Genomic DNA, 14,607 nt, shown 5'->3' with positions numbered 1-14,607 from the left:
CGCTCCTGGGATATTTCGGTAAAATTCAGATTCCTCCCCTGCTTACGAGCAGAAAAAACCGCCCGAAAAGTTTCGGACGGCGGACGGTTATCGATTATACGTTATTGACGGGGGTTACCGAATGAAGTGAAAGACTATAGCCGGCGTAGCCGAGATTAGCGCACGCTAATTTCATAAACGGCGCCCGGCACGGTCGGAAATTCGGCTTCGCCCGAGACGGTCGACGCTATGGCAATGCCGCCGTGCCTAATCTCCAGCTCTAGCCGCGCAGGGGCGATCAGCTTGCAGACGGAGCCCGACTGCGATACGATCTCCGCCTGCTTAAGACTTCCGGCCTGCCACTGCAAGGAAACCTCAAAGCCGCCCCGGGCGCGCAGCCCCTTCGCATGGCCCTCCGGCCAGGAAGAGGGCAGCGCCGGAAGCAATCGGACGGCGCCTTCATGCGACTGCAGCAGCAGCTCCGCGATGCCTGCGACGGCGCCCAGGTTGCCGTCGATTTGAAATATTTGCGGCGGATGCAAATCCAGCAAATTGTCCGCGGTGCTCACGCGCAGCAGCTTCTCCAGCATCTCATTCGCCTTGTCGCCTTCGAGCAAGCGCGCCCAGAGACTGACGATCCACGCCAGACTCCAGCCTGTCCCGCCTCCGCCGTATTCCAGCCGCCTCTCCAGAGAGCTCCTGGCCGCGCGGGACCACCGCTCGTCGCGCAGCAGCTGATGATCCGGAAATACGCCGAACAGATGCGACACATGGCGATGGCCGGGATCGGCTTCCTCATAATCCTCGTCCCATTCCTGCAATTGTCCGAAGCGGCCGATCTTCGGTTCCGGCAGCTTGCCGCCCGCCGCCCGCCATTCGCTCCGCAGCTCTTCGTCCGCCTGAAGAATATCCGCGGCGGCGGCGCAGCGCTCGAACAAGCCCCTGGCGATCTGGACATCCATCGCGGGGTCCATGCATATTCTTCCGAACTGACCGTTCGGCAGCCGATAGCTGTTCTCCGGCGATACGGTCGGTCCGATATGCAGCCGCCCTTCGTCATCCTCCAGCAGAAAATCCAATACGAATAACCCGGCTTCTTTCATTAATGGATACGCCCGCTCGGCCAAAAACGCCCGATCCTGGCTGTACTGGTAATGCTCCCACAAATGATAGCACAGCCAGGCCGCACCCATCTGCCATAGCCCTGCCCGCGCAAAATCGGTCGGCGCGGTATCTCCCCACAAGTCGGTATTATGATGGCACATAAAGCCTCGCGCGCCGTACTGGATGCGCGCCGTCTCGCGCCCGTTAGGCAGCATCGCATTCAAACGGTCGAACAGCGGGACGTGCAGCTCGGCCAAATTGCATACTTCCGCAGGCCAATAGTTCATTTGAATGTTGATGTTAATCGTATATTTCGAGTCCCAGGAAGGGACGTAGCTGTCGTTCCAGATCCCCTGCAAATTCGCCGCAATCGTGCCGGGACGGCTGCTGGCAATCAGCAGGTATCGGCCGAAATGAAAGTAAAGCTCGATGAGCCCGATGTCTGCCTCGCCGTTTTTCACGCGGGCGAGCCGCTCATCGGTCGGAAGACGGCGAAGCTCATCGTCCGCCTCCGTCCCGGCGGAAAGCGACAGCCGCATCCGGTCGAACCAAGGACGGTATTCGTCCGTATGCCGCTCCCTTAAGCGAGCGTACGGAACGCCTGCCGCTTGAATCAGCTCCTCACGACAGCGCTCCCGGTAATCCGGATAGCGGAAATCGGTGGACACCGTCAGCACCAAAGTAGCGGCATCCGCCCCTTCCACGACGAGATGATCGCCCAGCGAGCGGCTGGTCCCTCCCTCCGCTATCGCTTTCAGCATCACGTGAAACCGGGTGCCCCAAGCTCCGCATTGACCGTCCAGGCTAACCGTATCCGTTCCTTTCATTTCCGTTACGGAGTCGAACTTGCGGGACAAATTGGCTCCGAAGCGGAGCCGGTTCGGCCGGTCCGCCGTCAGCCTCACGATCAATGCCTGATCGGCCGCGCTGGCGAATATCTCCCGGGTGTAGACGGTGTCTCCCAAACGGTAACTGATCTTGACGATGCCGGTTTCCAAATCAAGCTCCCGGCGATACTCCGCGGCATCGCTGCCCCGATGACCGGGAAAAAACAGATTCAGCTCGCCCAACGTTTGGTACGGCGGCTGACGCCGCGACACGCCCATCATTCCCATATCGGCCAGGTCATGAGCTTCTTCCAGCCTGCCTTCCGACAACAGCCGCCGGATCTCCTCCATCGCGGCCAAAGAATCCGGATTATTGCGATTTACCGGTCCCCGCGCCCAGACGGTATCTTCATTCAGCTGAATGACTTCACGGTTGATTTCTCCGTGCACCATAGCCCCGATCCGCCCGCTCCCTACCGGGAGAGCCTGCAGCCATTTGGCAGCCGGCTTCAGATAATGCAATACCGTTTCTTGCTTACGTTCTGTAGATAACATCGTAATCCCCCATTTTCTTCCGTTGTTCGTTTACATGGGTCCGGCGTAAGAAAGCGGGGTTTCTCTCCCCGGCATCCCTCCGGTTATGGCATTTGGAGCCGTATCGGCGCTGCCGTATGCCGCCCCTCTCGCATATTGCCGTTACGACGGCAAGACAGGCATGCTGCCAAAAGAGCAGCATGCCCGTGGTTAGCCTTACGGTGCGCCCGGTCCCACCTCCGAAGCGGTTAGCGGATGATTAACGAACGTGGTTGCGCTTGAGCGTTCGTCCGCTCCCGTATCATTGACGGAACGAGTTTCCCCGTCCATATCCGTCGTAACGAATGAATACGTTCCTTTCGCATAATCGATCGCCGGGCTGCTGGAAGACAGCTTCTGCAATCCGTTGACCGTCGTAAACAGCGGGTTGGTGTTCCAAATTTCGGCCGATGTCCGCGACTTATTGTTCAGCGTGCTGCCGTAGCCGATATTGCCTTCAAACACCGTATTCGTCGCAGCCGCCTCATTGTAGAGCGTTCCGCCCGAATTTCGCACGATGTTATTCGCTACTCTGCTGTCCTGGGGAGCGTACGTTTTACCGGAGCCGACGATAATGCCCGTAGCGCTGTCGACAATCGTGTTATTGACTACTTGCGCGCGGTAAATTTTCCACTGCGCCGCCAAATCGCTCGAGGAAGGATTCGACGGGTGACCGCTCGATCCTCCGTCATAATCGCCGCTGTCAAGCAAAATCGCTTTCCCTGTCAGCTTCTCCATATAGTTGTTATAAATTTTATGGTCGTTGCCGTAAATCCGGATGCCGTCTTCTTTCGGCTCCGTCCCGTCGCCGAGGAAGAAGTTTCCGTAGAAGCTGTTAAAATGGCCGTGTCTGGAAGTAACCCCGCCTTGGGACGTTTTGAACGTATTGTACCGGACGGTATTATTGCTGCTTTTGACGGAGACGATCTCCGGCTCGCCGTCGGTGTTCTCGAATAAATTGTATTGAATTGTGTTGAAGCCGTCCGAGAGGGAAATGCCCGACAGCCCGAGGCGAATCGTTTCCTTACCGTTGTCGACCCAAGGACCTACGTCGTGAAAATAGTTGTATTCAATGACGTCATACTGCGATATATGGCCGTTCCCGTCCCCCTGATAAGCGATAAGCGGAGCGGTATCGGTCTTGTTCCCGAAGTCGTTGCGGTCGATTTGGTTATGATTGCTGTTAGCGCCGCTGACTTGAAGCCAGATCAAATCGCCCCCCGTAGCCGCCAGCGCGAACTTGTTCCGGGTAATCCGGATATGATTGGAGCCGTCCAGCAGTACGGCGGTTTTGCCGCTGTTCGTAAACTTCAGGCCCTCTACGGTTACGTAGGACGAATTGGAAATTTGCAGAGCCGCGCCTCCCGAGATGATCGCCTGGCCTTGATTCGCCGCTTTGATTGTAATCGGGCTGCCGGAGGTACCGTTCTTGCCGCTGACGACGAAGGCGCTGCTTTGCGTATAGGTTCCGTTCGCAAGCACGATGGTCGTTCCGGCGGACGCGTGATTAATCGCATCCTGCAGCTGCGCGGAGGTAGATACGTTCACCACGCCGGACGGTTCGCTGCCGTAAATTTCGATCTCCGTGTAGCTATTCCACAAACTGACGGAATTGCAATGGCCGACAATGCGGACATAGCGCACGCCGCTGACATCGGGAAAATCGAACGTTTGCAGCGAGTCGTTCAAGCTGCTGACGACGCCGCTCTGCGCCGTCGTAAACGCGCTGCCGTTCGCCGAAGTTTGAATATCGAAAGTAAACGTACGCGTCGATCCGCTTTGAAAAGCCATCTTAATGTACGAGACTTGTTTGGCTGCTCCCAAATCGAGCTGAATCCATTGGCCGTCGCCGCTCGCCGACCAGCGGGTCGCCAAGCTTCCGTCGACGACGTTGGCCGGAACGTTGCCGTCGTCGGCGCTGGCGGTTACTCCGGAAGCGGGCACCGTCAGCTTGATGTCGGCCGCGTTCCCGATCCCGGGCAGCATAGCGAACACAAGAAGCAGGCACAAGAACGCCGCAAATGCGTTTTTACAATTTTTCATTAGCCGCACATCCTTCACATAAATGATGTTTTTTTTCAAAACAATTTTATTGCCGGACTGTTGGCTTCCCTCTCCTCTCGACGAAAAATAAAGCGGTTTCATATCGGTTCGAGTGCGCACTCAATTCATTTATAAGGGCTTTTCTCCCAAAAATAAATCATCAAAACATAAAATGGCACTTAAAAATCGCAACTAAAACCTGAAAAATCGGAGTTTGGCCCCTATGGTATCAGCAGCCTCCGCAAGAAGACATCCCCCCTATTCCGCAGCTGGCGGACGCGGCGGCCCGAGCCGCCATCTAATCCTTTTTTATCCTCAGTTTCCATTTTGATGATCATTTCACATTTTGATGATTTCTTTCTAAAGCCGATTCCTTTATAAATAAATTGGAATCGTTCACAAATTATTCAGGGGGTGTGCGTATTGAAGAAATATTACGGATGGAAGCCGTCGCTTGCGGTCCTTATTGCCGCATCGGCCGTCTTATCCGGCTGCATGGGAGATCCGGGCGGGGGCGGGGGCGCCGGCAAGGTTGAGGAAGCTGAGACTCCGTCAGCCGTTAACGAGCCTGTAACCGTTAAACTGGCGACCAGCCAAGGGATTTTTAACGAAGCCGAATTCAAGCAGTACATAGTCGATCCGGTCGCCAAAAAGTACCCGAATATTAACGTGGAGTACATCAATACCTCGGAAAAAGGCTCCTCGCTCAACGAGATCATCGCTGCCGGCAACATTCCGGATATCGTCGTCGGTTACGGGTCCACCATCAAAGCGCTGATCGAGCTGCAGCTTTTCTATAATATGGAACCGCTGATCAAGCAGAACAAATTCGATGTGAACCGGATTATTCCCGAGATGATCGATTACATCAGAGTCAACGGCGGCAGCAACGATTTGGGCGGCTTGCCCGTGTACAACAATGCATTCGGTTTGTTTTACAATAAAACCTTGTTCGATAAATTCGCCGTGCCTTATCCGAAGGACGGGATGACCTGGGAGGAAATCGGGGATCTCGGGAAGAAGATGACGAGAAATTACGACGGCGTCCAATATCGCGGGCTGTTCCCGGACAACGTGAACCGGATGGTCAATCAGATTACGCTGTATCAGCTGGACAAGGACAATAAGGCGACCATAACGACGGACCCTTGGAAAAAAGCGTTCGATCTATGGGAAAGCATCTACAACTATCCCGGCAACTCCGACGCTCCTTATAATACAATGAATTTCGGCGAAAATCAGAAGGCGTTCGTCGAGGGCCGGCTGGCGATGATTACCGGATACAGCAGCACAGTCAATGCGCTTAAGAGCGCGCCGGATATGAACTGGGACGTCGTTACTTATCCGCAGCACAAGGATAACATGGGATACAGCACCAACGTAGATACTCCGAATATGTCGATCACCGCCCAGAGCAAAAACAAACAAGCCGCCTTCCTGGTCATTGAGACCGCATTATCCGACGAAGTTCAGCTGCAGCTGGCCCAGAACGGGAAGATGTCCGTCTTATCCAGCGAGAAGGTGAAGGAAGCGTTCGGCAAGGGCATTCCGGAATTCGCCGGCAAGACGTACAACTTAAGCAGCATGACCCGCTTGAAGCCGTCCGTCCCGCGGATTTCCAAATATCAGGGCAGCGATACGAACAAAGTTATTCTGGACGCTTATGAAAGCGTACTCAGAAAGGAAAAAGACATCAATTCGGCCCTGCGCGATGCGGATGAACAGATTAATGCCATTGTGCAGGCGAAAATACGGCAGCAATAACGGGCATTAATCTTGGGTCCGGCGTCCCCGTTTCATGCAAGAGTTCCCCTGCTCCGGCGGCGTTGCGCCGATTTGCGCCGGAACAGGGGAATTGTACTATCAGGCTATGTCAGCTCGACCTGCGCAAGCGCCTCCTTGGCCGGCCCTTCGATGACATCGCCGTTGTACGAATACCGCGAGCCGTGGCAAGGGCAATCCCATGTCCGCTCCGCTTCGTTCCACTCCACTTCGCAGCCCATATGCGTGCAGGTCGTATCGACGACATGCAGCTTTCCGGCGGCATCCCGGTAGGCTCCGGCTTTTTTGCCGTTCACCTGAACGAGGGCGCCTTCATCCGGCGACAAATCTTCCGGTTCTTTGTGCGGCGTCTCCAGCTGGCCGGTCAAAAAATGCATCGCCACGTCCGCATTTTGCTTGATGAACGTCTTAATGCTCGGATCGGCATGAAATCGGCGCGGAGTAAATACTTCCTCGTAAGGGCTCTTCTCGCCCGTAATCAGCTTCGTATTCAGCATCGCCGCAGCGATGCCGCTTGTCATACCCCATTTGCGGAAGCCGGTGGCGATCAGATGGTTCTGAACGTCGGGCCACGCTTGACCGATATACGGCATGTTGTCGAGCGTGTACAGATCTTGGGCGGACCAGCGGTACAATATGTCACGAAGCCCGAACGTCTCTTCGCCGAACTGCTGCAAATGCTCGTAATATTGGAACGTGCATATGCCTTGTCCCGCCTTATGCCCTTCGCCGCCCAGCAGCACCGCCGGCTCGCCGTCGATAAGCAGCGGGCGCAGAGACCGCTTCGGCTCCTCGGCGCTGATGTACATCCCGCCGGGATACGGCTGCTTCGTCCGGACGGCGAGCACATACGACCGCTCCGCATGCAGCCGGGCGAAATAAAGCCCCTTCAAATCGCGATACGGAAAATGGGAGGCGCTGACGACATGGCTGCATGTAATTTGCGGCCCTTGCTTCGTCCTTACGATCGGCCGCGTCTCCAAGGTGGAGCCTACCACCGTCGTTTGCTCGAAAATTTGCCCTCCCAGCCGAATAATCTCCTCCGCGAGCCGGGCCAGAAACGGAACCGGATTGAAGCGAGCCTGACGCTTCATGATGACGGCCGCTTTCGTTTCATAAGGCAGCGGCGTGGTATCGGTATAAGCGCCCGGGATGCCGAGCTTCTCGTAGGCTTTGTACTCATTCTGGATTTTCTGAACGTAATCGTCGCGGCTCGTATAGACGTACGCGTCCTCTTCGCTTAATTGGCAGTCGACGCCCAGCTCGGCGGCCGTCGCCTTGATCCATGTAAGAGCTTCATCATTCGCTTCGTAATATAAACGAGTCTTCTCTTCCCCGAAATGGGCGATGAATTCATCGTAGATGAGATCGTGCTGGGCCGTCACTTTGGCCGTCGTCGAGCCTGTCGTTCCTTCCAGGATGCGCCCTGCGTTCAGAACGATCACCTTCACGCCCTGCTTCGCAAGCAAATAAGCGGTGGCTATGCCGGTAATTCCGCCGCCGATGACGACGACGTCGGTCTCAAGATTGGCGAGCAGCTTGGGAAATTGCGGAATCGGCGTCGAGCGAAGCCAGTAGGAATCGGGAAATTGCGGCATGCTGACGGCAGCCGGCTCACTTTGCAAAGTCATTGTGCATTTGCCCCTTAGCTTCAATTTTTTGCATAGGTTTTCCTTTCCAGGCCGATTCTATACAACAACAAATCCCCCAAAAGTGACGCGTTGCTCTGTTTCCTAAACAATGAAAAATCCCCCTGCAGGCCGGATTTCAATCCGAACCATGCAAGGGGATTCGCGTTTACATCGCTTTACCAAACCATCGCGCCGGCCGTCTTCAGCCACGCCTTCGCAATCAGCGCATGCCCTGCCGGCGACGGATGCACCCCGTCCGGCGCCCAGAAGGCGGACGGAGCCGTGACCGAAGCTTGCGCGAACAGACCGTCGAGCGGGACGAGCAGCGCGCCGAATTCGCGGGCCAGCTCCCGGACGACTTGAATTTTCGGGTCCAGATCGTCGCGCCACGCCCTGCGGTCTTCCGAAACCGGAAGCACGAACGGTTCCATCAGGATCACCCGCGCCCCCAGCTCTTCCTTCGTGCGGACAAGCAGCTTCCGGTAGCCCGCTTCGAATACTTCGACCGGGGTCGGATCATTCCGGTCGTACCGTCTCCAGCAGTCGTTGATGCCGATATAGATCGAAACGACGTCCGGCTTAAGCTCCAAGCAATCCTGCCGCCACCGCGCCTCTAAATCCTTGACGCGGTTGCCGTTGATGCCGCGGTTCAGGAAAGCGGCCTGCCGCTGCGGCAATGCCGCGCCGTACAATCCGGCGATCATGCTCGCATAGCCTTTGCCGAGATCGGAAGGATCGTCGCGATTTCTACTGGAATCAGTAATGCTGTCCCCTTGAAACAATACGATATCGCCTTGCCTGATACAGCTGTCCACATTGAACGCCTCCTGCTTATTCGATATGCCGGGGGAATCCGAACCAGCGCCACGGCTTGTGCCCGCCGAACGGGCGAATCGGCCTTCCGGCCGCTCCCGCAGATACCGGCCTGATGACGAAGTCCGGTTGTTCTCCCTCGGGATACAGCAGCGCCTCTTCTCCACGGCGAAGCTGCAGCCGGATGAAGCCGCCTTCCTGGCCGTTGGCTGCAGCTTCCCGATCCGTACCGGTCAGCTTGCACATGACAGTTCCCGTCCAATCCGTCTTCACCACGCACGGCTCTCCGGCGAGGCTCTTCACCCGGACCCACCGCGTCCTGCCGCCCTCGCGGACGGCACTGACTAGAAATGCGCCCTCCGCCCGCAGGTCGTGGAATGCGGCATCTTGCCATTCGTCTGGCACAGCCGGAAATACCCGAATCGTATCGCCCCAGCTTTGCAGCAGCATATCCTGCAGCGATTCGGCTCCGGCGAGCGGCGTCTCGATAACCGGCCCGGCCTCCTTGTACATCGTATTCGGCTTCACGATATGCAGCAGCGCCTGCAGATAACCGAGCGCCTCGCCTCCTCTGCCGAGCACGGCGGCAATGGACGCCGCCCCGGTCAGACTGAAGCCGCGCAGGTCGCCTTCCTTCCCGATCCAATGCTCCAGCGACCGCGCGATCAGCTCCCGCTCCGCTTCGTCGTCGCAGCCGATCAAATGCAGCGGAAAGACGGCGAGCAGATGGCTGAAGTGGCGATGCCCATAGGCCAGAGGCGTATTCTCGCCGACCATGAAGCCGCTATCGTCCGCCGGCAGCGGAACCAGCCGTTCGAGAATGGAGCGCCAGCGCTCCTCCAGCGGATCGCTTTCGCCTAATCGGCCGCTGACGGCAAGCAGCGTTTCGCAGCCCCAGCGCAAGAGCGCCAGATCGTAATGGCAGTCGCGCACTCTCGTTTTCATAAACGAGCCGTATTCCGGCGAGACGGTCGGGGGCAGATGCCAGCGTCCGTCCTCGCCCTCTTCCAGCAGATGAGCGTAATAATTGACGCTTCTGCGCAGGACGGGCACCAGCACCCGCCTCAGCATGTCATCGTCCATGGAGTAGCGGTATTGCCGCCATAGATTATGGCATACCCATGTCAAATTCCCGACCTCATCTTCCACTTTGCTGTCGAGATCGAAGCTGCAGCTTCGGCCGAGTCCGGCGGAATCGTGCCGGTATGCCTCGGGGACATTGCGGATCAGCTGCTCCTGATGCTCTTCGATCGAGCGAACTAACGATTCGCCGATCTCCAGCCGATTGGAAGTATACACCGGAGAATAGCTCATCTGCACGTTCATATTGAACCATACTCCCGCCCATGGGGTCGGAGCGAGCCACGGCCCCTGGTTATCGATCAGCGGCTTATCCGCCCGGGTAGCGGAAGCCAGCTTATACATTTGAATCCAGTAGAAGCTCTCCAGCCGGCCGTCGGGAATCGAAACGAAGCTTTGCCGGTAATAGCGATGCCACCAGCTGCGATGAGCCTGAAGCCATTGCCCGTAATCGGCGCCGGCCGCCTTTGCGACCGCTTGAACCGCCTCGCGGACGGCCGCATCGCCGCAGCCCCGCGCAACCGACAAGTAGCATACTCTTCTCGCTTCGGACAAGCGGACTTCCTTCCAGGCCGTTACGCAGCCCTCCTCCGTCTTGTACCTCTGCACGGATACCGCGATCCCGTCCTTATCCAGCCTGGCGATGTCCGCTTCCGGAATAAACTGATTCACGTTCACGCCGTCGGCGTAAATCAGCACCGGATCGACATTTGCCCGTTCGTACCACACGAAGCGATGCGCCCGTTCCCCTTCGGAAGCTTCCGTTTCGACGGCCATCACGTTCTCTTCGCTATGGACGAAAGCGCGCAGCCGGACTTCTCCCCGCGTCGTCGTCGCCGACCCTATCAGCTCGGCGTTCCACAAGTCGAGCCGCAGACGGGTAGGATGGTAAATCATGCCTTCAAGCTCCAAGTCCAGCTCGCCGATCGGCACCCGGGGAGGAAATCCCGTCGCGTCCGTTCTGGATGCCATCACATCCGTTCTTCCCGTTACGAGGCGCAGTACATGCCGTTTTCTGGCGTTCTCCTCGCCGTAGATCATCGCCCCGATCAAGCCGTTGCCGATGAAGGCGCCCTCATCCCAGCTGACGGGCTTGACGACCCATTCCATATCGTTCGGCGCGAGGAACGTCTCCCAGTCGAAATCCAGCTTGACGCCTTCCGTACCGTTTTCCTGCATGTCCGTCTCTCTCCTTATCCTTTAATGGCTCCGATCAGCGCGCCCTTCACGAAATATTTTTGCAAGAACGGATAGACGCACAAAATCGGCACCGTAGCTACAATAATCGTCGCATATTTCAAAGTAACCGCCAGCATAACCATATCCGTGTCGGAAGCGCCGGTGCTGTTGGCTTCGCCTTGAAGCAAAATTTCCCGTAAAATAAGCTGCAGCGGATACATCGACCGGTCCTGCAAAAAGATCAGCGCATGGAACCATGAATTCCAGTGGCTCACGCCGTAATACAGCAGCATCACGGCAATGACGGGCATGGATAGCGGCAGCACGATCCGAAACAGAATGACGAAATCGTTCGCGCCGTCTATTTTGGCGGATTCCTCCAACGCGTCGGGAATCGATTCGAACGCCGTTTTCATCAAAATCAGATTGAAGGTGTTGATCGCCTGGGGAATAATCAGCGCCCATAACGTATTGGCCAAGCCTACCCCTTTGACCGTCAAATAAAAAGGAATCAGTCCCCCGCTGAAAAACATCGTGAATACGATAAACAGCAAAATCGGCTTACGGTACATCAGGCTTTTGCGGGACAGCGAATAGGCGCCCAGCGAAGTCAACAAAATATTGAAAGCCAGGCCGACGACAACCACGAACAGCGTATTGCCGTAGCCTTTCAAAATCATCGGGTTGGCAAATACGTTCGCGTAAGCGTCGAGCGAGAAGCCGAGCGGCTTCCACAGCAGACCGGTAAACGCCATCAACTGCGAAGCGTCGCTGATCGAGGCTAGAGCTACATAGATCAGCGGATAAATCGTGACGATCATCATCAGTATTAAAAACAGGCCGTTGGCCAAATCAAAGCATCGTTCCGAAAATGTCGGCCGGTTCATTTGAGTTGCCCCCTTTCTACCATAGACTCGTATCGTTCAATTTGCGGCTCAGCCAGTTCGAGAATATAAGCAGGGTGAAATTGACTGCCGAATTGAACAAACCGACCGCCGAACTGAAGCTGTAATTGAAATCCTGCAAGCCGACCCGATAGACGTAAGACGAGACGACATCGGCCGTTTCGTACGTGCTCGGATTGTACAGCAGAATGATTTTTTCGAATCCTACATTCATCATCCGCCCGATTTCCAGAATGAGCAAAATGACGATCGTCGGCATAATGCCGGGAATTGTAATGTGAATCATTTGCTTCCATCGCCCGGCCCCGTCAATCCGCGCCGCCTCATATTGTTCCGGATCGATTCCGGTCAGCGCAGCCAAATAAATGATGGTCCCCCAGCCGATATTTTGCCATATGCCGGAAGTGACATAGACGGGACGAAACATTTCCGGTTCGAGCAAGAAGGTGAACCGTTCTCCGCCCATCCAGGCGATCAAGTCGTTAATGACTCCGTTGCTGGACGTAAAATCTTTAATAATCCCGCATATGACGACCAGCGATATAAAATGCGGCATATAAGTCACCGTTTGTACGGTGCGTTTGAATATCGAATGCTTCACTTCATTCAGCAGCAAAGCCAAAATAATCGGAGCCGGAAACCCGAAGATCAGTTCGTAGAAACTGATAAGAATCGTATTTTTGATCGTCCGCCAAAAGTAGGCGCCGGTGAAAAACGTCCGGAAATTGTCGAAACCGACCCAATCGCTTCCCCAAATGCCGAGCCGGGGCGAAAAATCCTTGAAAGCGATGATCGCGCCGTACATCGGAGCATAATGAAATATAACGTAATACAGCAGTACCGGAAGCAGCATGACATACAGCAGCTTGTTCTTCCGTATATCGAGCAGCAGGCCCGCTTTTGTCCGCTTTTTCTCTACAAAGACCGATGCAGCCTCTTGATTGATTGCGGTCATATAATTCCACTCCATCCTTCTGAGGCCCTGTGCAGAGAGGACGCGCCGGCCAGGCCGCGCGCGTCCCAAGTTCTGCGTAGGAGCCGAATGATATTAACGCTTGTTGTAACGGTCGTAGGCATCCTGGTAAATTTTAGTTACTTTATCGCTGCCCATCTCTTTAATACGCTTCACGTAGTCGTCGAACTTATCGAGCGGTTCTTTGCCCATCACGAATTTAACGAACATTTCTTCTTTATAGCTTGCGATAGCCGTGTTGATTTTGGCGACTTCCTTGCTCTCGTCTACAGTTGGAGTAATGAACAGCGGCAGGACGTGCTTGGCTGCGTCCGTTTGTTCCCAAACTCCTACAGCGTCGTCCTGCTCCTTGAACGTATTGAAGCTTTTTCTTGCATCGCCGAGGAACGGTCCGTTCGGTTTCGTATATTGAGTCACCATTTGCTGCAAATTATACTTCGGATCTTTCGTGATTTTATCCGTAAAGGTCGGCTTGCCGTCCTTCATCGTGTAGCTTTCCCCTTCGATACCGAAGTTGAACAGCATGCTGCCCTTCTCGCTGTATGCGTAATCGAGCCATTTGACGGCGAGCTCGGGATCTTTGGCGGCGGTCGTTACCGCCTTGCTGGCGATCGGATTAAATTTGAAATCGCGCTGCCCGATAAACGCCCGCTCACCCTTCTTCAGCGTAGGATAAGGAGCCGCAACCAGCTGGAATTTCGGGTCCTGCTTCTTACCGCTCTCCATCCATTTGCCCATACCTCCGCTCAGCAGACCTACCGTTGCACCCGACGCATTGCTCAGCATCTTGCTGTCGTACGCCTTGGAATCGGTATTGAGCGCGAAGTCTTTGTCGATCAAGCCTTCCGCATACCATTGGCGCAGCAGACTCAACGCATCCTTAAATTGCGGGTCGATCGGACCGTATCTTACTTTGCCCTGGTCGTCGACATAATAGCGGTTGGCGGTGTGATAGGCGCCGATGAAAGCGTCCTGAACATTGAATTCGTTGCTGTACTGAGCGGTGAACGGAGCGGTAGCGCCTTTCTTTTCCTTAAACGCTTTCAGCACCGTATACCATTCGTCGATCGTCGTCGGCACCTGCAAATTCAATTCGTCGAGCCAGTCCTTACGAATCATCGGCCCGCGGAACACAAGCCCGTTGTCCGGACGAATCATCGGGAACACGTAATATTTGCCGCTGTCTGTCTTCAGCATCTTATCGAGCTCTTTATCCTGCTGCAGCAATTTTTTTAAATTCGGCGCCTGTTTATCGATGAGATCATTGAGCGGCAAAATCACCTTATCGGCAATCGCTTTCTCCGGACCGCCCGGATAGGCGTTGTTCCAATCGTATTCGATCACGTCCGGTAAATTATTGGAGGCGATGAGCAGATTGAACTGCTCCTTGGATTGCCCATCGGCGGGATGGGAATACTTCACTTTAATTCCCGTATCCTTCTCCAGCTGCTTGCCGAACGGCGAATCGGCCAGATTAGGAACGAAAGTCAGCAAATTATTATTAATTTGTTCCCAAGACGTAAGCGTCTCCGTTGTGTTTACCGGATACTTGCCGGCTTCTGCGGCAGGTGTGGTTATAGAATTTCCCGTTCCGGTTTGCCCCGCGTTCTCCTTGGAGCCGGAGCAGGCTGTCAGCATACTGGCGGAAGCGACTACAACGGATACCGCGATGCCGATCGTTTTCTTCTTAGAATACTTCTTCATGCCAATCCCCCTCA

9 protein-coding genes are annotated in these 14,607 nt (G+C 55.4%); 1 reads left to right on the top strand and 8 read right to left on the bottom strand.

The features are described from left to right. Window positions 1-155 precede the first annotated feature (155 nt). Both N0M98_RS12030 and N0M98_RS12025 read right to left on the bottom strand, forming a co-directional pair. Window positions 156-2,465, bottom strand: a complete 2,310-nt coding sequence (locus N0M98_RS12030; protein ID WP_259617999.1) for a glycoside hydrolase family 95 protein — start codon at window positions 2,463-2,465, stop codon at window positions 156-158. 195 nt (window positions 2,466-2,660) lie between these two features. Next, window positions 2,661-4,526 carry a chondroitinase-B domain-containing protein gene (locus N0M98_RS12025; protein ID WP_259617998.1) on the bottom strand — a complete coding sequence of 622 codons (1,866 nt, stop codon included), beginning with the start codon at window positions 4,524-4,526 and terminating at the stop codon, window positions 2,661-2,663. Between the two features lie 423 nt (window positions 4,527-4,949). Between N0M98_RS12025 and N0M98_RS12020 the strand changes: the two genes are divergently transcribed. Next, window positions 4,950-6,290, top strand: a complete 1,341-nt coding sequence (locus N0M98_RS12020; protein WP_259617997.1) for an ABC transporter substrate-binding protein — start codon at window positions 4,950-4,952, stop codon at window positions 6,288-6,290. Between the two features lie 104 nt (window positions 6,291-6,394). Here the strand turns inward: N0M98_RS12020 and N0M98_RS12015 are convergent, their stop codons facing one another. From N0M98_RS12015 to N0M98_RS11990, 6 genes are all read right to left on the bottom strand, one after another. Beyond that, window positions 6,395-7,939, bottom strand: a complete 1,545-nt coding sequence (locus N0M98_RS12015; RefSeq protein ID WP_259617996.1) for an FAD-dependent oxidoreductase — start codon at window positions 7,937-7,939, stop codon at window positions 6,395-6,397. 176 nt (window positions 7,940-8,115) lie between these two features. After that, complete coding sequence (locus N0M98_RS12010) at window positions 8,116-8,754, bottom strand: SGNH/GDSL hydrolase family protein (protein WP_259617995.1); 639 nt, start codon at window positions 8,752-8,754, stop codon at window positions 8,116-8,118. A 16-nt stretch (window positions 8,755-8,770) separates the two neighbouring features. After that, window positions 8,771-11,011, bottom strand: a complete 2,241-nt coding sequence (locus N0M98_RS12005; protein ID WP_259617994.1) for a glycosyl hydrolase family 95 catalytic domain-containing protein — start codon at window positions 11,009-11,011, stop codon at window positions 8,771-8,773. A gap of 14 nt (window positions 11,012-11,025) precedes the next feature. Continuing rightward, entirely contained in the window at window positions 11,026-11,898 is an 873-nt protein-coding gene (locus tag N0M98_RS12000; RefSeq protein WP_249861848.1) for a carbohydrate ABC transporter permease, read from the bottom strand. A gap of 16 nt (window positions 11,899-11,914) precedes the next feature. After that, window positions 11,915-12,871 carry an ABC transporter permease gene (locus tag N0M98_RS11995; protein ID WP_249861847.1) on the bottom strand — a complete coding sequence of 319 codons (957 nt, stop codon included), beginning with the start codon at window positions 12,869-12,871 and terminating at the stop codon, window positions 11,915-11,917. A 93-nt stretch (window positions 12,872-12,964) separates the two neighbouring features. After that, entirely contained in the window at window positions 12,965-14,593 is a 1,629-nt protein-coding gene (locus N0M98_RS11990; RefSeq protein ID WP_259617993.1) for a type 2 periplasmic-binding domain-containing protein, read from the bottom strand. Window positions 14,594-14,607: the final 14 nt, after the last annotated feature.

The organism is Paenibacillus doosanensis, from assembly GCF_025060755.1.
Classification (GTDB): domain Bacteria; phylum Bacillota; class Bacilli; order Paenibacillales; family NBRC-103111; genus Paenibacillus_S; species Paenibacillus_S doosanensis.
This window is presented reverse-complemented; position numbering and strand designations above follow the sequence as displayed.

Bases quoted from the DNA above. Each gene is read 5' to 3' on its own strand.
- N0M98_RS12030 (WP_259617999.1), bottom strand. From the start codon at position 2,465: ATGTTATCTACAGAACGTAAGCAAGAAACGGTATTGCATTATCTGAAG.
- N0M98_RS12025 (WP_259617998.1), bottom strand. From the start codon at position 4,526: ATGAAAAATTGTAAAAACGCATTTGCGGCGTTCTTGTGCCTGCTTCTT.
- N0M98_RS12015 (WP_259617996.1), bottom strand. From the start codon at position 7,939: ATGACTTTGCAAAGTGAGCCGGCTGCCGTCAGCATGCCGCAATTTCCC.
- N0M98_RS12005 (WP_259617994.1), bottom strand. From the start codon at position 11,011: ATGCAGGAAAACGGTACGGAAGGCGTCAAGCTGGATTTCGACTGGGAG.
- N0M98_RS12000 (WP_249861848.1), bottom strand. From the start codon at position 11,898: ATGAACCGGCCGACATTTTCGGAACGATGCTTTGATTTGGCCAACGGC.
- N0M98_RS11995 (WP_249861847.1), bottom strand. From the start codon at position 12,871: ATGACCGCAATCAATCAAGAGGCTGCATCGGTCTTTGTAGAGAAAAAG.
- N0M98_RS11990 (WP_259617993.1), bottom strand. From the start codon at position 14,593: ATGAAGAAGTATTCTAAGAAGAAAACGATCGGCATCGCGGTATCCGTT.